Annotated in this window: 14 protein-coding genes; 10 read left to right on the top strand and 4 right to left on the bottom strand. The window is 63.9% G+C overall.

The window, feature by feature from the left end:
• Nucleotides 1-97: 97 nt before the first annotated feature.
• From GCT19_RS03230 to GCT19_RS03220, 4 genes are all read left to right on the top strand, one after another.
• Nucleotides 98-871: a fimbrial biogenesis chaperone gene (locus GCT19_RS03230; protein ID WP_026228691.1), complete on the top strand. Its 774-nt coding sequence runs from the start codon at nt 98-100 to the stop codon at nt 869-871.
• Nucleotides 872-941: 70 nt separating this feature from the next.
• On the top strand, nt 942-3,656 hold the full coding sequence (locus GCT19_RS03225; RefSeq protein ID WP_227749164.1) for a fimbria/pilus outer membrane usher protein: 2,715 nt from the start codon (nt 942-944) through the stop codon (nt 3,654-3,656).
• A 70-nt stretch (nt 3,657-3,726) separates the two neighbouring features.
• Entirely contained in the window at nt 3,727-4,011 is a 285-nt protein-coding gene (locus tag GCT19_RS42580) for a hypothetical protein (RefSeq protein WP_018435477.1), read from the top strand.
• Between the two features lie 34 nt (nt 4,012-4,045).
• Nucleotides 4,046-5,095: a fimbrial protein gene (locus tag GCT19_RS03220; protein WP_176136207.1), complete on the top strand. Its 1,050-nt coding sequence runs from the start codon at nt 4,046-4,048 to the stop codon at nt 5,093-5,095.
• A 130-nt stretch (nt 5,096-5,225) separates the two neighbouring features.
• Here GCT19_RS03220 and GCT19_RS03215 read toward each other — a convergent pair whose 3' ends face one another.
• The 3 genes from GCT19_RS03215 to GCT19_RS03205 form a co-directional block, all read right to left on the bottom strand.
• On the bottom strand, nt 5,226-6,410 hold the full coding sequence (locus tag GCT19_RS03215) for a porin (protein ID WP_152851001.1): 1,185 nt from the start codon (nt 6,408-6,410) through the stop codon (nt 5,226-5,228).
• A 111-nt stretch (nt 6,411-6,521) separates the two neighbouring features.
• Entirely contained in the window at nt 6,522-8,960 is a 2,439-nt protein-coding gene (locus tag GCT19_RS03210) for a glycoside hydrolase family 31 protein (protein WP_152851000.1), read from the bottom strand.
• Nucleotides 8,961-8,979: 19 nt separating this feature from the next.
• Complete coding sequence (locus tag GCT19_RS03205) at nt 8,980-10,266, bottom strand: MFS transporter (RefSeq protein WP_152850999.1); 1,287 nt, start codon at nt 10,264-10,266, stop codon at nt 8,980-8,982.
• 462 nt (nt 10,267-10,728) lie between these two features.
• On the opposite strand from GCT19_RS03205, the gene GCT19_RS03200 reads away from it, so the two are divergent.
• The 6 genes from GCT19_RS03200 to GCT19_RS03175 all read left to right on the top strand — a co-directional run bounded on the left by GCT19_RS03200 (nt 10,729) and on the right by GCT19_RS03175 (nt 17,791).
• The gene (locus GCT19_RS03200) at nt 10,729-11,076 is read left to right on the top strand and encodes a hypothetical protein (RefSeq protein ID WP_026228693.1); all 348 of its coding nucleotides are present in this window, start codon (nt 10,729-10,731) and stop codon (nt 11,074-11,076) included.
• A gap of 233 nt (nt 11,077-11,309) precedes the next feature.
• Nucleotides 11,310-13,169, top strand: coding sequence for an extracellular solute-binding protein (locus tag GCT19_RS03195; RefSeq protein WP_184130445.1), 1,860 nt, complete (start codon nt 11,310-11,312; stop codon nt 13,167-13,169).
• A 49-nt stretch (nt 13,170-13,218) separates the two neighbouring features.
• Nucleotides 13,219-14,256 (top strand): microcin C ABC transporter permease YejB, encoded by a 1,038-nt coding sequence (locus GCT19_RS03190; RefSeq protein ID WP_013089745.1) that lies wholly within the window; start codon nt 13,219-13,221, stop codon nt 14,254-14,256.
• Entirely contained in the window at nt 14,256-15,362 is a 1,107-nt protein-coding gene (locus tag GCT19_RS03185) for an ABC transporter permease (RefSeq protein WP_152850997.1), read from the top strand. The genes GCT19_RS03190 and GCT19_RS03185 overlap by 1 nt, the downstream gene beginning before the upstream one ends.
• Entirely contained in the window at nt 15,359-16,990 is a 1,632-nt protein-coding gene (locus GCT19_RS03180) for an ABC transporter ATP-binding protein (protein ID WP_018435486.1), read from the top strand. Before GCT19_RS03185 ends, GCT19_RS03180 begins: the two co-directional genes overlap by 4 nt.
• A gap of 135 nt (nt 16,991-17,125) precedes the next feature.
• The gene (locus GCT19_RS03175) at nt 17,126-17,791 is read left to right on the top strand and encodes a C40 family peptidase (protein ID WP_152850996.1); all 666 of its coding nucleotides are present in this window, start codon (nt 17,126-17,128) and stop codon (nt 17,789-17,791) included.
• A 113-nt stretch (nt 17,792-17,904) separates the two neighbouring features.
• On the opposite strand, the gene GCT19_RS42575 is transcribed toward GCT19_RS03175, so the two are convergent.
• Nucleotides 17,905-18,906, bottom strand: a complete 1,002-nt coding sequence (locus GCT19_RS42575; RefSeq protein WP_375792042.1) for a patatin-like phospholipase family protein — start codon at nt 18,904-18,906, stop codon at nt 17,905-17,907.
• Nucleotides 18,907-19,215: the final 309 nt, after the last annotated feature.

Genomic DNA, 19,215 nt, shown 5'->3' with positions numbered 1-19,215 from the left:
CGTACCTGATGGGGGCGGCAGTTGGCGTCTCTCTGGCGCTGGCTGTTGCCATGAATCTCAGTGACGTCCCGGCTTGCCGGGTGAGTGGGGCGTGAGAATGGCAGTACGTACCAATGTGTTGGCAGCAGCGGCTGCCTTGTGGTTGGGTTCAGGCGCCGCCGACGCGAGTGTCGTCATCAATGGAACGCGGCTGGTGTACGGCGCGAGCGACCGTGAGATCACGGTCAGGTTGGACAATGTCGGCGACGACCCAGCGCTCGTGCAGCTCTGGCTTGATACCGGCAACCCGAGGCTGCTGCCGGACGCGATCGAGGTTCCGTTCACGCTGTCGCCGCCGCTGTTCCGGCTCGATCCGGGAAAAGGCCAAAGTGTGCGGTTGATCTATACGCAGGACGCACTGCCACAACATAGGGAGTCGCTGTTCTGGTTCAACGTGCTCGAAGTGCCACCCATTACCGCGCCGGCGGATGGTGCCGAGCGCAACGTGCTGCGTTTGGCGTTGCGCTCACGCATCAAGCTGTTCTTTCGTCCCACCGAACTCGCCGGTCGCGCGGACGAAGCGCCCTCGAAGATTAGCTGGAAGTTCGTGTCGAAAAGGGAAGCTGGCGGCTACGTGCTCGAGGCCACCAATCCGACGCCGTACCACGTCACGTTCACGCAGATCGTTGCCAAAGCGGGCGGTGACACGTGGACCGATGACAAAGGCGGCATGATCGATCCAGGCGCGACGCGGAACTACGACGTCGGCAATGTCACGTCGCTGCCGGGGGCGCCGCTGCACGTCGACTACAAGTTCCTGAACGACTACGGCGCCGGCGTACCCGGGCAGTATCGGCCGCGGTCGGCACCTCCGCCCGTGGCTCCGCCTTGAGCAAAGTCGCCCGCGGCAATTCATGGTGCCGCGACCCGCACGGGTGCCGCACCCGCTCGAGTCATCACGCTTGTCCAGTATTAAAAAAACGGTCTTCATGCGTATCCGACAGCAGGAACCACCGATCCGCCGCACGGGCAGTTGGCCCGCGCCGTTGCGTCGCCGTCTCGCGATCCTTGGTGCTCTCGCAACGTGGCTCGCGTCTGTTGCCCATGCCGATACGGCGATGTCCGCGCAGGTTCAGTTCGACGACCAGTTCCTGATGAAGCCGAGGAACCAGAGCGTCGACGTATCGCGTTTCGAGCGTGGCAATCCGGTGGTGCCGGGCGAATACACGGTCGATCTTTATGTGAACGGCAACTGGATCGGCCATCCTGCGGTGAACTTCCGCGTATCTGAAGGCGTCGACAGCGCGACGCCATGCTTCGATAAGTCGCTGGTCGCGCGCCTCGGGCTGAATCAGACGAAACTCTCCGACAAAGCGCGCGTGGTGCTGGCGGGCGGGGGTGAGTGCCTGAATCTGGGGGAGATCGTCGAGGGCGCATCGGTATCGTTCGATCTGTCCGATCTGCGGCTCGATGTGAGCATTCCGCAGATCGCGCTGTCGCGCATTCCTCAAGGCTATGTGAGCCCGGAATTCTGGGATGCGGGCGTGCCGTCCGCCTCGCTCGGCTATAACCTGAACGCGTTTCGCGTGATGGGTTCCGGTTACGGCAGCACGCAGACCTACCTGGGTCTGAACAGCGGGGTCAATATCGGAAGCTGGCATCTGCGGCAGAACTCGGCGTTCAACTGGCAGCCGAACGGCCCGCGTTCGTATCAGAACATCGCAACCTACGCGCAGCACGATCTGCCAGGCTTGCGCAGCCAGTTGACGATCGGCGACGCATTCACCGACGGCGTGGTGTTCGACAGCATCGGTATCCGCGGCGTGCAACTCGGCAGCGACGATCGCATGCTGCCCGATTCGCAGCGCGGCTACGCGCCGCTGATTCGCGGCATCGCGCTGACCAATGCGCGGGTGACGGTCACGCAGAACGGCAACCGGCTCTACGAGACCACGGTCCCGCCCGGCGCGTTCGAGATCGACGATCTGTATGCGACCGGTTACGGCGGCAATTTGCTGGTGACGATCACCGAGGCCGACGGTGGCCAGCGCAGCTTTACGGTGCCCTATGCATCGGTGGTGCAACTGCTGCGTCCGGGCGTGCCGCGCTTTAACTTCGTGCTCGGCCAGATTCGCGACGCCGAGCTGGACCATCACGCGAACATCGTACAGGGCACCTTCCAGTACGGCATCAACAACCTGGTCACCGGCTACGCCGGTGTGATCGCGGCGCAAGGCTACGCGGCGGGGCTCATCGGTGCGGCGTTCAACACACCGCTCGGCGCGCTTGCGCTCGACGTGACGCAGGCGAGCGCGAGCATTCGCGGCGCGGCGAATACGTCGGGCCAGAGCGTGCGGATCAGCTACAGCAAGCTGATGTCGTCGACCGACACAAACTTTACGGTCGCCGCCTATCGCTATTCGTCGAGCGGTTTCTGGGCGCTGCGTGATGCGATGCTCGCGCGCAAGGCGCTCGACGCCGGCCAGTCACCGAACGCGACCGACCGGCAACGCAACCAGGTCCAGTTGACGATGAACCAGGGATTCGGCGAGGGCTGGGGCAACGCCTACGCGGTCGGCTCGACGCTGGACTACTGGAACCGCGCAGGCACGACGACGCAATTCCAGATCGGCTACAACAACTTCGTGCGCGCGCTGGGCACGATCTTCAGCTACAACCTTTCGCTGTCGCGGCAACTCGATACGCTGAGCGGCCAGATGAACAACCAGTTGTTCCTCAACGTGTCGGTGCCGCTCGGTAAATCGCAGCATGCTCCGACGCTCGCGACCAGCGTCGTGCACGACAACATCAGCGGCTGGTCCGAGCAGGCGATGCTGACGGGCACCGCAGGTGTCGACGACCGTTTCAGCTACGGTGTGAACGTCAACCATGCGTCGGGCTCGACGGTTGGCGGCGTCAATGGCCAGTACCGTAGCCCGTACGCGACCTTCCTCGGCAGCGCGAGCACGGGGTCGGGCTACTCGCAGGTGTCGGGCGGGATGTCGGGCGCGCTCGTCGCGCATCCGGGCGGCGTCACGTTCGCCAACGATCTTGGCGAGACGGTCGGCATCGTCGAGGCGAAGGGAGCTGACGGCGCACGCGTGACGAATTCGTCGGGAGTTCGTATCGATAGTCGCGGATATGCGGTGATTCCGTATCTGATGCCGTACCGGGCCAACACAGTCGACATCGATCCGAAGGGTTTGCCGCTCGACGTCGAATTCAAGTCGACCACGCAGCAAGTGACGCCACGCGCGAACTCGGTCGTGATGATTCATTTCGATACCGTCACAGGCCGAGCCGCGGTGATCATCGCGCGTCGACCGAACGGCGCGCCGCTGCCGTTCGGTGCGAGCGTGCGCGACGCGCAGGGTCGCGACATCGGCGTGATCGGGCAGGGCAGTCGCATCTTCGCGCGAGGCATCGACGATGCGGGCACGCTGGCGGTGAAGTGGGGCGATGCCGTCGACGAGCAGTGTTTGCTGCACTACCAGTTGCCGGCGCGCGGCGAGGATCGAGGCAGGTTCGCGCACGCCGAGGCCGTTTGCGATGTGAGCGCGAGCGCGCGGCAGGCGCAGGCAGCGGCTAGCACGATCGCCACCGCACAGATGCAGACGCCGCAGCGCGCGCTCCACGATCCGGACCCAGTGTTCAGCGTCGACTCGCGAGGAGACTGAGACGCCGACCGTTTGCCGATGCCCATCCCCACGCGGATAGATTCAATCAACGTTCAAAGAGAGCGCTCAATTGAAAGCACGTCTTTTACTGGCCGTTTCGCTGTTCGCGCTGACGGCCGCGCCGATGCTCCCGGCCCACGCGCAGAGGGTTCGTTCGCCCGGCATCGCGGGCAATCCTGCGGTCGCTGGGGCTAATCGGGCGCATGGAGACTGGCGCAAACGTCATGCATCGACGGGCGGCGCAGCGAGTCCTGCCGGCGCGTCGGCGACGCCGCCGCCCAATGGCGCCGGCAATGGCACCGGCAATCGTGGGGGACACGGCGTCGGTTTCGTGCCGTTACCGCCTGCGCATTGACGCGCGCGGTCGCTCGCTCATCGCAAGGAAGTTTATGAAACTCGTCTGCAGGTTTGTCCATTCGGAAGGCGTCGCGACGCAAGCGCTGTCGTCGGCATGCGCGTTGATGCTGACGATGCTGCTGCCGGAGGTCGCGCATGGCCAATGCACGCAAGGCTCGGCTGGCACGCCGAGTCTGATGATCTCGATCGCGTCGCCGATCACCGTTGCGCGTGATGCAGCAGTGGGCAGCGTGATCGGTCAAGGCACGGCGACGGTCGCTTTCAATAGTGCGGCACCATCCGGCGTGCATTGCACGACGGATGCGTCCGCCGTCTACGCGAACCTCCAGGGAGGAGGCTCGTCCGGCTCGAACAACGTGATGCCGATCGGCGCGACGGGCATCGGCTATACGCTGCAGGCGAACGGCCGATACTTTCCCACCGGTGCGCGAACGTTGCCGGTCTCGCTCTTCGAGCCGACGTCGTGCAATCAGGCAGCGGGCGGCAAATGTTACGCGTATCTGGGACCGACCATCACGATGCAGCTGGTCAAACTGTCGCCGCTCGTCAGCAGCCAGACGCTGCCGGCCGGCCCGTATTTCTCGACGACGGTGGGCGGCCTCAACGCCAGCACCGTGTCATTGGCGAACCCTGTGCAGATCGCAAATCAAACCTGTACGGTCACGACGCCTTCGATCGGCGTGTCATTGGGAAACGTACCGCTCGGTCGATTCCATGCAGTGGGATCGACGTCGGATACGGTCCCTTTTCAGATCGGGTTGAATTGCGCCGGTGTAACGACGAACTACTCCATTACTTTTACAGACAACAACCATCCCGCTAACTATTCGAACGTTTTATCGTTGGCGTCGGGGTCGAGCGCGAGCGGTGTCGGTATTCAGATCGTCAAAGATGGCAGTCCGGTCTCGTTCGGACCGGATTCGTCGGCGGCGGGCAATTTGCATCAGATGCGTGTTGGTAGCAGCGCGGGCAGCGGCTCCGTGGTCGGTTTGCCCTTTGGCGGGCGTTACGTGAAAACCGGTAATACGATCACCGCCGGAAGCGCGAACGGCGTCGCGACGTTCACGATGTCATATCAGTAAACCTGCGTCACGTCGACGAAGTGGCTTCGGCCACTTCGAACACAACGGTCGGCGGCACGCCAGCTTCATCGCGACGGGCAATGAGCCCTGCTGATCGATCCGATCGTGCCACCGACTGCAAGCGCGTCGCTTAGAACGCGTGCCGCAATCCCACCATGCCGACGAACTGAGACGGCCCCGACGACGGCGTCGTGTTCTGCGAGTCGCCGACCACCGCGACCGCGTCGGCGATGGTCACGCCGCTGCCCGACGCGATCAGCGATTTGCCGCCTGCATGCTGATAGGCCTCGAGCGCGTACAGCGTGGTGCGCGCCGACAGGTTATAAGTTTGTTCGAGCGAGATCTGATGATAGTGCGCCGGATCGGTGATGCCATTCGCCTGGCTTGCGTGCGTGAAGCTATAGCCGCCGCCGACGGTCACGCTCGGCGTGATCCGGTACGTCGCGATCGCGCCATACGTGTTGAACACGGCCTTGTCGAAGAACCGCGAGCCGTTGCCCGGCGCGTACTGCACATTCGAGTAGTTGAGGCCCACCATCAGATCGTGCCACGTGTAGCGGCCCGCCGCGGCGAACAGCTGCGCGCTGCGCGCGCTCGCATAACCGTTGTTGACCGGGGAGTTGATCGCGAAGCTGCCGAGCGCCGCGCTGGTCGCGATGTCCTTCAGCTTCACATAGCCGGCCGCGAGCGACACGGGCTGGAAGTCATAACGCAGCGCAGCGCTGAACAGGCTGCCGTTCGCGACGCTGCCGGGCACGCCACCGAGACCATACTGCGCGCTAGCCTGCAGACCCGCGATCGTCGGTGATAGATAGGTAACGGAATTATTGAAGCGCAGTGTCGTGTCGAGGGCGTCGAGATCGCCAGGGTGCGCGCCGGTCGCGCCGGTCAGCACGCCGGTCGGTCCGAGTGCGCCGACCATCTGGAAGTAGGGCGTGTACTGGCGGCCGAGCGTCACGGTTCCGTAGCGGTCGTTCGCGAGGCCGACATAGGCCTGGCGGTTGAACAGGTAGCCCGCGGTGCTTTGCGCGCCGGTCAGCGAATTGAAGCCGCTCTCGAGCCGGAAGATACCCTTCGTGCCGCCGCCGAGATCTTCCGAGCCGAGGAAGCCGAACTTGCTCGCCTGAAGATTGCCCTGGCTCATGTAGAAGTTCGAATGCCCCTTCTGATTGCTGGCATAAGCGAACGCATTGTCGACGACGCCGTACAACGTGACGCTGCTTTGCGCGGACGCGCTGGTCGATAACGCGGCGCCCGCGAACGGCAGGCAGCAGAGGACAAACGCGCGGGTGCGCGCACGCTGGTTTATTTTCATGATTGGGACGTCTCCAGACTGAAGGGACGGCCTGATCCCTCAGGCCGGTGCGGTGTGTTGTTCAGTGCCTAGTAGTGCGAGCCTGGTAGCGCGAGTCGGTGCTTTTGTGCCTCAGTGCGGCAACGAAATCGTCAGGCAGCGCCAGCCGTTTGCGGTATGGTCGGCGTCGAGCGTGCCGTTCGTGCAGACGATCGCGCGAGTCTCATGCGTCGGCACGAACACTCGCACTTGCTGCTGCGAGTGATGTTTCCATTGCGGACGCTCGAGCGTCACGCGCAACGTGTTTGCGTCGCCCGTTAGCATGACGTTCCAGCGGCCTTGCTCGCCATTGCGCCACGCTTCGGTCTCGCCGTCGTCCTCGATCGAGCCGCCTTGCGCCGTGCCCGCGCCGGCGGCATACGGCACCGCGAGGAATGCGCGCTCGTCGGCGGGACGGCCGAAATGCTGCTCGGCGATGTTGAGCGGAATCACGCTGCCTTCGCGCAGCAGGAACACCGGCCGCTCGAACGGCGCGGGCAACGTGACGGTCTGGCCGCCGTCGAACGCTTCACCGCTCCAGTACGACACCCAGCGCGAACCGGCCGGCAGGTACACGTCGCGCGTGCTCCGGCCCGGATCGACCACCGGCGCGACCAGCATCGACGAGCCGAGCATCATGTCGTCGCCATCGACGAGGCAGCGCGGATCGTGCGGAAACTCCGCGAACAGCGGCCGCAGCACCGGCTCGTACGCGCTATGCGATTGCCACAGCAGCTCGTACAGGTAAGGGATCAGGCGATAGCGCAGCTTGATCAGGTCCGCCACGTGCCGCGTGACTTCGGGATGCATCCACGGCTCGTTGACGGTGCCGTCGTCGTTCCACGAGTGAATCGAAAAGCGCGGCAGGAAAATGCCGAACGCGACCCAGCGCGCGAACAGCTCCGGCTCCGGCGCCGGACCCGAGAAGCCGCCGATGTCGTGGCCGCTATTCGACACGCCCGACATCGCGAGCCCGAGGCCCATCTTCAGATTGAAGCGCAGCGTTTCCCACGACGTGTAGTTGTCGCCCGACCACGTCTGTACATAGCGATGCATGCCCACGCCGCCCGAGCGCGATACGAGGAACGGACGTCTGTCGGGCGCATGCTCGCGCTGCGCGTCGTGCGACGCGCGCATCATCAGCTGCGTTTGCAGCACCTTCGCCTGATGTGCCGGATACGGTTTGCCGAAGCCGCGCGCGATCGCATGCGGCGACCAGATCTCGAACTCGTTGTTGTCGTTCCAGGTGGCCGCAATGCCGTATTTGAGCAGCGCGTCCTTCACGCGCGCCTTCCACCAGTCGATCGTCGCGGGATTCGTGAAGTCGAGATACGCGCCGACTTCATCCCAGAACTGCACCCATGCGGGCTCGCCATCGGGCGCTTCGATCAACAGGCCGGCCTCGGCGACGTCGTCGAACGCGGGGTGATCCTGCAGCAGACACGGCTTGATGTTCGCGCACAGACGCACGCCGTGATCGAGGTAGCTCTGCACGAAGCCGTCGATGTCCGGAAACTTCTCGTGGTTCCAGTTGAACACGTAGCGCTTCGGCCCGATCGACGTATAGCCCGACGACAGATGGAACGAATCGCACAGCACGTCGTGCTCGCGGCAGCGCTCGATGAATTCGCCCATCTGCTGTTGTGCGTCCGGCGCGTCGGTGTAGCTCATCGTCGAGCCCGAGTAGCCGAGACCCCACTTCGGCATCCACGCGGGACGTCCGGTGAGCCACGTGAAGCGGCGCACCGCGTCGAGCGGCGAGCCGGGCGACGCGATGAAGTAGTAGTCGAGATCGCCATGCTCGGCGATGAAGTGCCGATAGTGACCGTGGTAGTTGTCGAGCTCACGGCCCATGTCGAAGCGGCAATCGGCGAGCGTGTCGTAGAACAGGCCAAAGCCCGTCGACGTCTGCGGCTGCCACGTCACGTAGAACGGGATGTGCTTGTACAGCGGGTCCGTTGTGCGCGCGCTGTAGCCCATTGCGTCGATGTTGCGCATCTCGTAGCTTTGCTGCGCGCGATCGAGCGAGCCGGCACGCTCGCCGAGGCCCACGTACATTTCGTCGCGGCGCTGCTCGACGTAGTGATACACGCGCGAGTCCCACCAGCCGAAGTTGTACGCCTGGGTCTTGCGATCGCTCATCACGCGATGCCACGTGCCTTCGTGCAGGATGTCCCATGCGCAGGCGCCGCCTTCGAGCGCGACGCTCACGCGTACGCGCGCGGTTTCGATCACGACATGGCCGGCTGCGTCGTTCACCGTGAACGGCGGCGGCGTAAAGCCGCTCAGGTCGCGGCGCTCGCGGCCTTCGAGCGGCACGTCGTCCGCGCCGGGCGCGATCGCCCACGTGCGCGGGCCGTGCGTTTCGCCGTCCGGCAGCACGAGCACGCGGATGATGTCCTCGGCGAGCACGAACAGTTCGATGCGGCAGTTCGACTGCGCGCTCAGCACGACCGGGTTGGCCGCGGGGTTGCCAGCGTTAGGGGCGAGCGCGAAGCGCGGCGGATGTTTGAGATTGATCTGTGAACGCATGATGAGTCTTCGAGGGAGGTCAGGCAGCAGTGTTGACGCTCAGGTCGGCGCGGCGCGCGCGGCCGTGGCGCGGCACGCCGCGCATCAGGATGATCAGCAGCGCCGCGCCGATGAGGTCGAACGCGCCGAGCGCGCCGAACAGTGGCGTGTAGCCGATCGAATCGGCGAGCGCACCGACCATCAGCGAGAAGCCGAGGCCGCCGATCCACGCGGCCATGCCCGCGAAGCCGGCGACGGTGCCGACTTCGCCGGCATCGAACACGTCGGCGGCCAGCGTGTTGACGAGCGCCGAGATCATCTGGTGCGCGAAGCCGCCGACGCAAAAGAGCGCAATAGCCTGATACGGCGACGCGACGAGACCGATCGACGCCGGGCCGAGCATCATCAGCGCGCCGAGCACGACGCCCGAGATGCGCGACCAGATCAGCGGCACGCGAAAATGCTTCATCAGGAACGGCGACAGATAGCCGCCGAACAGACCGCCCAGGTCGGCGGCGAGAAACGGCAGCCACGCGAACAGCGCGATCTCCTTCAGATCCATGTGACGCTGCGTGGCGAGATAGAGCGGAATCCAGAAGCTGAACGTTTGCCACGCGGGTTCGGCGAAAAAGCGCGCCTGCGCGATCGCCCAGAAACGGCGCGTGCGCAGCACTTCGCGCACGCTCGCGCGGCGTGCCGCCGGCGGTGCCTGGCCTTCGAGGATCGCCGTGCGCTCGGCGTCGCTCACGCGCTTGTGCTCGGCGGGCGAGCGGTACAGCACGAACCACGCGGCGGCCCAGAAAAAGCCGAGCGCGCCGGTTACGGCGAACGCGCTCTGCCAGCCATAGCGCAGCGACAGGAACACGACGAGCGGCGGCGCGAGCAGCGAGCCGAACGAGGTGCCCGCATTGAAATAGCCGACCGCGACGGATTTCTCGCGATCGGGAAACCATTCGGCGACGACCTTCATGCCGGCGGGAATCGCGACCGCTTCGGACAGGCCCATGAAGCCGCGCAATGCAGCGAGCGAAAACCAGCTGCCCGCGAAGCTATGGAGCACGCCGGTCAGCGACCATAGGCAGGCGAACAGCGCGAAACCGAGGCGCAGGCCGATCAGATCGATGATCAGGCCGCAGACGGGCTGCATCACCGTATAGCCGACCTGGAACGCGCCGACCACGTACGAGTACTGCCGCGTGTTCATGTGCAGCAGCTTCATCAGCTCGGGCGCCATCACGCCGAGCGCGTTGCGCGACAGATAGTTGACGATCGTCCCAACGCAAACGAGGGCGATGATCCACCAGCGCAATCCTTTGATCGTTTTCAAAATCAGTCTCCGTGGCGCATCGAGCGGTTGCTTGCGAACCTGTGCTTGGAAATGCGCGAATTCGAACATTTGTTGGTCTTCAATGGTGGTCATCCTACCACTTGGAAAGCGACTAGATATCCGGGAAAACCATGTGTCATGCGGAGTTGTTGCTTGATTTTTCGAGATAATTTGATAATTTTCGTCAAAATTTTCGAAAAGTGGTCCGATGACTCTGATTCTAAATATCGCGCATGTATGTTCTTTCGAACAATGAATGTTCGTTTTCGGTAGACCTGCCGGACCGCCAGCCGCCGCGCCCGCCGTAGGCGCTTTTTGACCGCCGTATGGCGGATGTAACCAGACATTACGCCGCCGCCAGTGAGGCGATTTTCAGCATCAGTTATTACAAAGTTGAAATACGCCGGTTGCTGCCTTGCGTTATATTTCCGCCAACAAAACATGTTCGTACAAAGGTGATCAATGAAGTCCGCTCGTCTTGTTCCGCTTATGCTCGGGGTGTTGACGTTGGCTGCATCGGGTGCCGCGATGGCCGCGGGGCTCAACGTCGGGGTGAATATCGGCATTCCAGCACCGGTCTACGTCGCACCGGCTCCGGTCTACGCACCGCCGCCTCCGCCGCCGCCTCCCGTGGTCTACCAGCCGGCTCCGGTGTACTACGGCGGTCCGCAAATCGTGATCGGCTGGCATGGCGACCGTTACTGGGACGGCCATCGCTACTGGGCGCGCGACGACTGGTATCGCCACCATCCGCCGGGCCACGGCGACTATCGGCACGGTCACTACGACCAGCATCGCGGCTGGCACTGAGCCGGCACCGCGGCGCGCTAACTGTCCGCTGCGACACCAGAACCGCCCTTCGAGGGCGGTTTTTGTTTTCTGCGCTGAACCATCGACAACTGACGCATTTCGTCGCAGTCGCCCGCCGGATCGCGCAAGCTAATTGGGTAGAATCCCCCACATCGCCACTGCCCACTTACCAGCACGACTCCATGACTACCGGCTCGCGACGGGTTCAACCGCCTGAGGAACTTCGGCACAGCATGATCCACGGACCCTTGCGCGCCGCGTTCGCCGTCGCGCTGCTGTGCGCGAGTCTGCTCGCCGCGCCGCACGCGCGTGCCGCGCACGCGATCGCGCAATACGGCGAGCCGAAATATCCGGCCGGCTTCAGACATTTCGACTACGTCAATCCCGATGCGCCGAAAGGCGGCACGCTAGTGCTCGCGAACCCGAGCCGTCTGACGAGCTTCGACAAGTTCAATCCGTTCACGCTGCGCGGCAATGCGGCGCCCGGCCTCGAATTGATGTTCGAGAGCCTGACGATCGGCAGCAGTGATGAAGTCGCGTCGGCCTACGGGCTGCTCGCCGACGACATCGTCGTCGCGCCCGACGGCCTGTCGGTCACGTTCCACATCAATCCGCGCGCGCGCTTTTCGAACGGCGACCCCGTGACCGCCGACGACGTCAAGTTCTCGCTCGACACGCTGAAGAGCCCGCAGGCCGCGCCGCAGTTCGCATCGCTGTTTAGCGAGATCAAGCGCGCGGTCGTCGTCGATCCGGCCACGGTGCGCTTCGAGTTTCGCGAGCGCAATCGCGAGTTGCCGCTGCTCGCGGGCAGCATGCCGGTGTTCTCGCGCAAGTGGGGGATGAAGCCCGACGGCAGCCGCATTCCGTTCGATCAGATCGCGTTCGAAAAGCCGATCGGCAGCGGGCCATATCTGATCGACAGCTTCGACAACGGCCGCACGATCACGTTTAAGCGCGACCCGAACTACTGGGGCGCCGATCTGCCGGTGCGCGTCGGCATGCACAACTTCGATCGCATCGTCTACAAGCTGTATGCGGATAGCACTGCGCGGCTCGAGGCGTTCAAGGCGGGGGAGTACGATGCGCTGGTCGAATACATCGCGCGCAACTGGGTGCGGCGCGACGTCGGCAAGAAGTTCGACAGCGGCGAGTTGATCAAGCGCGTGTTTCCGCAGCACAACGGCACCGGCATGCAGGGCTTTTTCCTGAACACGCGCCGGCCGCTGTTCCAGGACGTGCGTGTGCGCAAGGCGCTCGATCTCGCGCTCGACTTTCAATGGCTGAACCGCCAGCTGTTTTTCAGCCAGTACACGCGCATCGACAGCTATTTCGCCAACACCGAATGGCAGGCGAAGGGGCTGCCGTCGCCCGGCGAGCTCGCGCTGCTCGAGCCGTTTCGCTCGCAGCTCGATCCGGCGGTATTCGGGCCGCTGCCGAAGCAGCCCGATACCGATCCGCCCGGCTCGCTGCGCGCGAATCTGCTGGAGGCGCGCGATCTGCTGCAGCAGGCCGGCTGGACCTATCGCGACGGCGCGCTGCGCAACGCGAAGGGCGAGCCGTTCCAGTTCGAGATACTCGACGACGCGGGTTCGGCCTCGTCGATGGAGCCGATCATCGCGACTTTCACGCGCAATCTGCAGAAGCTCGGCATCACCGTGAACTTCCGCACGACCGACTTCGCGGTCTATCAGAAGCGGCTCGACGCATTCGATTTCGACGTGACGACGATTCGAGTGCCGGACGTGCAGGTGCCGGGCTCCGAGCAGATCACCCGCTTCGGCAGCAAGGCTGCCGATACCCCCGGCTCGGACAATGCGATCGGCTTGAAGTCGCCAGCCGTCGACTCGGTGCTGAACGCGCTCGTGCACGCGCAAACGCGCGAGCAACTGACCGACGCCGCGCATGCACTCGACCGTCTGCTGACGCATGGCTACTATGTGGTGCCGCACTGGTACAGCGGCACGCATCGCGTCGCGTACAAGCGCGGGCTCGCGTGGCCGAAGACTTTGCCGCTGTACTATGGCGCGGAAGGCTGGATCACGACGATGTGGTGGTACGAAGATCCGCAGGCGCACACGGCCAGCGCCGACTGATCCGCAGACCCATCGCCCCCACCAACGCGTTCGCACTGGAACACCGCCTATGTGGAGCTACATCCTCAAACGCCTGCTGCTGATGATCCCGACGCTGCTCGGCGTGCTGACGCTGACCTTCGTCGTGATCCAGTTCGTGCCGGGCGGTCCCGTCGAGCAGATGCAGCACGAGTTGCGCAAAGGCGCGGAGGGCGCCTCGCCGTTCGGTTTGCGCTCGCATAGCGGCGTCGACGCGCAACAGATCGCGCAGCTGAAGCAGCTGTACGGTTTCGACAAGCCGCCGCTCGAACGCTACGTGCTGATGCTCAAGCGCTTCGCGACTTTCGATCTCGGCCAGAGCTATTTCCGGCATCAGAGCGTGTGGTCGCTGATCGTGTCGAAGCTGCCGGTGTCGATCAGCATCGGTCTGTGGACGTTCTTTCTCACTTATCTGATATCGGTGCCGCTCGGCATCGCGAAGGCGGTGCGCAACGGCTCGCACTTCGATATCGCGACCAGCCTCGTCGTGCTGGTCGGCTATGCGATTCCGGGCTTCGTGCTGGGCGTGCTGCTGCTCGTGCTGTTCGGCGGCGGCACGTTCCTGCAACTGTTTCCGTTGCGCAACCTCACTTCCGACAACTGGGATCAGCTGAGCCTCGTCGGCAAGATCCTCGACTATCTGTGGCATATCACGTTGCCGATTACGGCGTCGGTGGTGGGCAGCTTCGCGGTCGTCACGATGTTGACGAAAAACGCGTTCCTCGACGAAATCCGCAAGCAGTACGTGCTGACCGCGCGCGCCAAAGGTTTGTCCGAGCGGCGCGTGTTGTGGAAGCACGTGTTTCGCAATGCGCTGCTGCCGCTGATCGTCAATTTCCCGGGCGCGTTCATCGGCGCGTTCTTCACCGGGAGCCTGCTGATCGAAACGCTGTTTTCGCTCGACGGGCTCGGCTTGCTGTCGTATGAATCGGTGATGCGGCGCGACTATCCGGTCGTGCTCGGCACGCTGTATCTGTTCACGCTGATCGGCCTCGTCACCCGGCTGATCTCAGACCTTTGTTACGTGTGGGTCGATCCCCGCATCCAATTCGAACAACTGGAGCGCTGATGAATCGAGCCCGCCTTTCCGCCGATGCGGCGGCACGCACCGAACCCGCGCGCGCATTGATGTCGCCGTCGCCGGCGCGTCGCGTGTGGCAGCGGTTTCGCCAGCAGCGTCTCGGCTACTGGAGCCTTATCGTCTTCGTCGTCGCGTTCGCGGCGAGCCTCGTGGGGCCGCTGTGGTCGAACGACAAGCCGGTCGTCGTGCGCTACGACGGCCATCTGTATTTTCCGCTCGTGAAGACCTACGCGGAGACCACCTTCGGCGGCAACTTCCCGACGCCGACCGATTATCTCGATCCGTACATCCGTCACCGCTTCGATGCGCCGGGCAACTTCGCGCTGTATCCGCCGAATCATTACTACTACGACACGCTCAACTACTTCTCGAAGGCGCCCAACCCGGCGCCGCCGTCGCGCGAGAACTGGCTCGGTACCGACGACCGCGGCCGCGACCTGTTCGCGCGCCTGTTGTACGGCTTCGGCGTGTCGGTCGTGTTCGGGCTCGTGCTGACCGTGATCAGCACGATAGTCGGCATCGTCGCGGGGGCGGTGCAAGGTTACTTCGGGGGGCGAACGGATATCGTCGGGCAGCGGTTGATCGAAATCTGGAACGCGATGCCGCAGCTCTATCTGCTGATCATCTTTTCGTCGATCTTCGAGCGCAGCTTCGCGCTGCTGATCGTGCTGCTGTCGCTGTTCAACTGGATCGGCCTGTCCGATTACGTGCGCGCCGAATTCCTGCGCAATCGCCAGCAGGACTATGTGCGCGCCGCGCGCGCCATGGGTCTGTCGCATTGGCAGATCATGTGGCGTCACGTGTTGCCGAACAGTCTGACGCCGGTCATCACGTTCCTGCCGTTCAGCATGAGCAGCGCGATTCTCGCGCTGACGAGTCTCGACTTCCTCGGCCTCGGCGTGCCGCCGCCCACTCCAAGCCTTGGCGAGTTGCTCGCGCAGGGCAAGGCGAATCTCGACGCATGGTGGATCTCAGTGTCGACCTTCGGCGTGCTGGTGGCGATGCTGTTGTTGTTGACCTTCATGGGCGACGCGCTGCGCAACGCGCTCGATACGCGTATCTCCGATGCGATACACGCCGGAGGTGGCCAATGAGCGCGCTGCCGCAAATCGATCCGCAATCGACGGATACGCCGCTGCTCGAACTCGACCATCTGCGGGTGGCGTTCGGCGACACGGTGGCCGTCGACGACGTCACGCTCGCGATCGCGCGCGGCGAGCGCGTCGCGCTCGTCGGCGAGTCGGGCTCGGGCAAGAGCGTGACCGCGCTGTCGGTGCTGCGCCTGCTGAACGACGCCCAGGTGAGCGGCGCGATTCGCTTCGATGGCGAAGACCTGCTCGCGAAGAGCGAGCGCTCGATGCGCGGGCTGCGCGGCTCGGCCATCGCGATGATCTTTCAGGAGCCGATGACCGCGCTCAATCCGCTCTATACGATTGGCGACCAGATTGCGGAGACGATCGTCGTGCATGACGGCGTCAGCATGGCCGAGGCGTGCAGGCGGGCGGTCGCGTTGCTTGCGCGCACCGGCATCCCCGAACCGGAGAAGCGCGTCAACAGCTATCCGCATCAGCTGTCGGGCGGCCAGCGGCAGCGCGCAATGATCGCGATGGCGCTCGCCTGCCGGCCGCGCCTGTTGCTCGCCGACGAGCCGACCACCGCGCTCGACGTGACGATTCGCGCGCAGATCGTCGAGCTGCTTCTGGAATTGCAGCGCGACGAAGCACAAAAGCGCGGCATGGCCGTGCTGCTGATCACGCACGACCTGAACCTGGTGCGTCACTTCGCGCAGCGTGTTGCGGTAATGGAGCGGGGCGTGCTGGTCGAAACCGGCACGGTCGAGCAGGTGTTCGAGGCGCCGCGCCATCCATATACCCAGCGGCTGCTCGCCAGCCGGCCGCAGCGCGAGGTCGCGCCGGTGCTGCCGATCTCGCCAGTGCTGCTCGAAGCGCGCGACGTGTCGGTCGACTTCAAAACGAAGCTGCCGGGCCTGCGTGGCTGGTTCGGCGCCGGGCGGTTTCGCGCGGTCGACGCGGCGAACGTGTCGGTGCGCCAGGGCGAGACGCTCGGGATCGTCGGCGAATCGGGGTCGGGCAAGTCGACGCTCGCGATGGCGCTGCTCGGTCTGCAGCGCACCGCGCACGGCGAGATCCAGTTTCAGGGCAGGGCGCTCGCGAGCTATCGGGGCGCCGAAAAGACCGCGCTGCGCTCGAATATGCAGGTTGTCTTTCAAGACCCTTTTAGTTCGCTTTCACCGCGGCAGACGATCGAGCGGATCGTCGGCGAGGGGCTCGCGCTGCATCGGCCGCAAATGACCCCGCAGGCGCGGCGCGACAAGGTGGTCGCGGTGCTGCGCGAAGTCGGCATCGACCGTGCCGCGCTGTATCGCTATCCGCATGAGTTCTCGGGCGGGCAGCGGCAGCGCATCGCCATCGCGCGCGCGCTGGTACTGGAGCCGCGCGTGCTGATCCTCGACGAACCGACCAGCGCGCTCGACGTGTCGATTCAGCAGCAGGTGCTCAAGCTGCTCACCGGTTTGCAGCACAAGTACAACCTCGGCTTCGTGTTTATCAGCCACGACCTGGAGGTGATCGGGGCGATGGCGCACCGTGTCGTGGTGATGCAAAACGGATCGATCGTCGAGACTGGGGATGTTGAGAAGATTTTTGCGGCACCCGCGCATCCTTACACTCGAAAGCTGCTGAAAGCGGCACTTGACCGTTGATTTTTCACCCTTTCCCCAATTGGGTGCGCACGTCGATTGATTTTTTCTATTCCTTTTGACACGCAAATACTTACTGGCTAGTATCGACCAAACTTTTTCATAGACGTCTGATTTTTTTGCAAAAACTACCGACCAATGCAGCACAGAAACTTCACCCAGGCTTGCACGCGCGTCGTCGCCGGGATGTTCATTGGCGTCTTGATGGCAGCAGCTCCCGGCGCGTTCGCCGATGAAGTAAGCAGTTTTAATCAGAATGCCTCGTATCCGACCACCAACGGCTCGGATCCTCTCTCCCTCCTCACTCCGCAACCCAAGGCTGCTAGCGCCGAGAGCAGCGGCGCCAGATCGTTCCTGTCCGGCATGGCCGGCAAGGCGGGCGACGTGGTGGTCGGCGCGTTGAATATGATCGGCGTTCGCTATCGTTGGGGCGGCAACACGCCAGATTCAGGCCTCGATTGCAGCGGTTTTGTGCGCTACGTGTTCCAGGACACGCTCGGCCTCGCGCTGCCGCGGCGTGCCGAGGAAATGAGCCGCATGGGCGAAAAGGTGCGCGTCAGCGACCTGAAGCCGGGCGATCTGGTGTTCTTCAATACGATGCGCCGCACGTTCTCGCACGTCGGCATCTATATCGGCGACAACAAGTTCGTGCACTCGCCGTCCACCGGCAGCACGATCCGCGTCGACGACATGGATGACGGCTACTGGGAAAAGCGCTTCACGGGTGCGCGTCGGATCGAGACCTCGTATCAGGCCGACGATCTGCGCAAGCGCGTGGCCGCGACGATCGGCGGGAATAACTGATTCCGCGCTGATCCGGCGATAAAAAAAGCCTGCTTCGTTCGAAGCAGGCTTTTTGCGTTTGAGGCGCGCATTTTGCCCATGGTGGCGCATAGCGACTGTGCGCCACCTCTCTTTCAGGCGCCCATGCGCCGCGCGGCGAGCTTTCGCTGCAACTCCGGCATCATCTTCGCGACCGCTTCCTCACCGGCGAGGATCGCCGCATTGCGCTGCGAGAAATCGCTGCCGCTCATCGCCGCGAGATTCGGTCGGATCACCACGTCAGCGTACTTGTCGAGTTCGTAGGCCTTGATCGTCTGGCCCATGATCGTGAAGGTCTGCATCAGCACGTCGAATGAGCTCGTGGTGAGGCCGGTCTCCGGTCGCTGCGAGATATCGACGGCGATGACGAAATCCGCGCCCATCTTGCGCGCGAACGACGCCGGTACCGGGCTCACGAGACCCCCATCCACATATTCGTGACCGCCAATCTTCACCGGCTCGAAGATCGACGGCACGCTGCACGACGCGCGCACTGCGGTGCCGGTGTTGCCGCGCTGGAACAGGATCGGCTGGCCGGTTTGCAGATCGGTTGCGACCACGCCGAGCGGCCTCGCCATCTTCTCGATCGGGCGGTTGTTCAGCGTCGTGTTCAGATAGTTCTGCAGCGCGACGCCCTGCAGGAAGCCGCGCGTACGAAACGGCATCGCCCAGTCGCTGATCGACGCTTCGTCCATCGACAGCGCGAGCTTGTTCAGCGCGAAGCCGTTCATGCCCGACGCGTACAGCGCGCCGACCACGGAGCCGGCGCTCGTGCCAGCGATCAGATCGATCTGGATATTGCGCGCTTCGAGCGCCTTGATGACGCCGATGTGCGCGAAGCCCCGCGCCGCGCCGCCGCCGAGAGCGAGCGCGACACGAACCGGCTTCTGTTGCGCTTGTTCAGGCGGCGGAACAGCGGGCGCCGCGGTAATCGGCGCGCCATTGAGTTTGCCGTTGGTCGTGGTGCAGGCGGCAAGCACCGCGGATACGGCCGCCAGCGAAAAGCTGCGGCGGCTCAAACTGGGGGATGAGGGTTTCAACGAGTTCTCCAGCAACGGCGCCGGCGACGCAGGCGGCGTCGCGCGTACCGCGATCAGGCTGAGGTCAGGCCAGGCGGATCGCCGGCGGCGATTCCGCGCGCTGGAGAGTGTCCCGTTCCTATCGGATCGATGTGCGGGGCAAGCCCTTATATCAGCGCGCGCACATCTTAATGCAAACGATCGGCGCGCGCGGTCCGCTGTAATGAAACGTTGCAGAGGAAGTATTCGGAACTGGTGCCGCGTCTTTTTCGGATGGGTTGGGTGAACGGTGGGAAGGGGCGTAGGCAGGTGTCCGGATGCCGTTCGCCCATGCGCGTTAGGCCGGTCGGACGAGGGCGGCAACCCACGTGCGGAAGGTATAATTCG

It is taken from the genome of Paraburkholderia atlantica (assembly GCF_009362785.1).
GTDB classification, from domain to species: domain Bacteria; phylum Pseudomonadota; class Gammaproteobacteria; order Burkholderiales; family Burkholderiaceae; genus Paraburkholderia; species Paraburkholderia atlantica.
The sequence above is the reverse complement of the archived record's forward strand: the minus strand, read 5'-3'. Positions and strand labels throughout refer to the sequence as shown.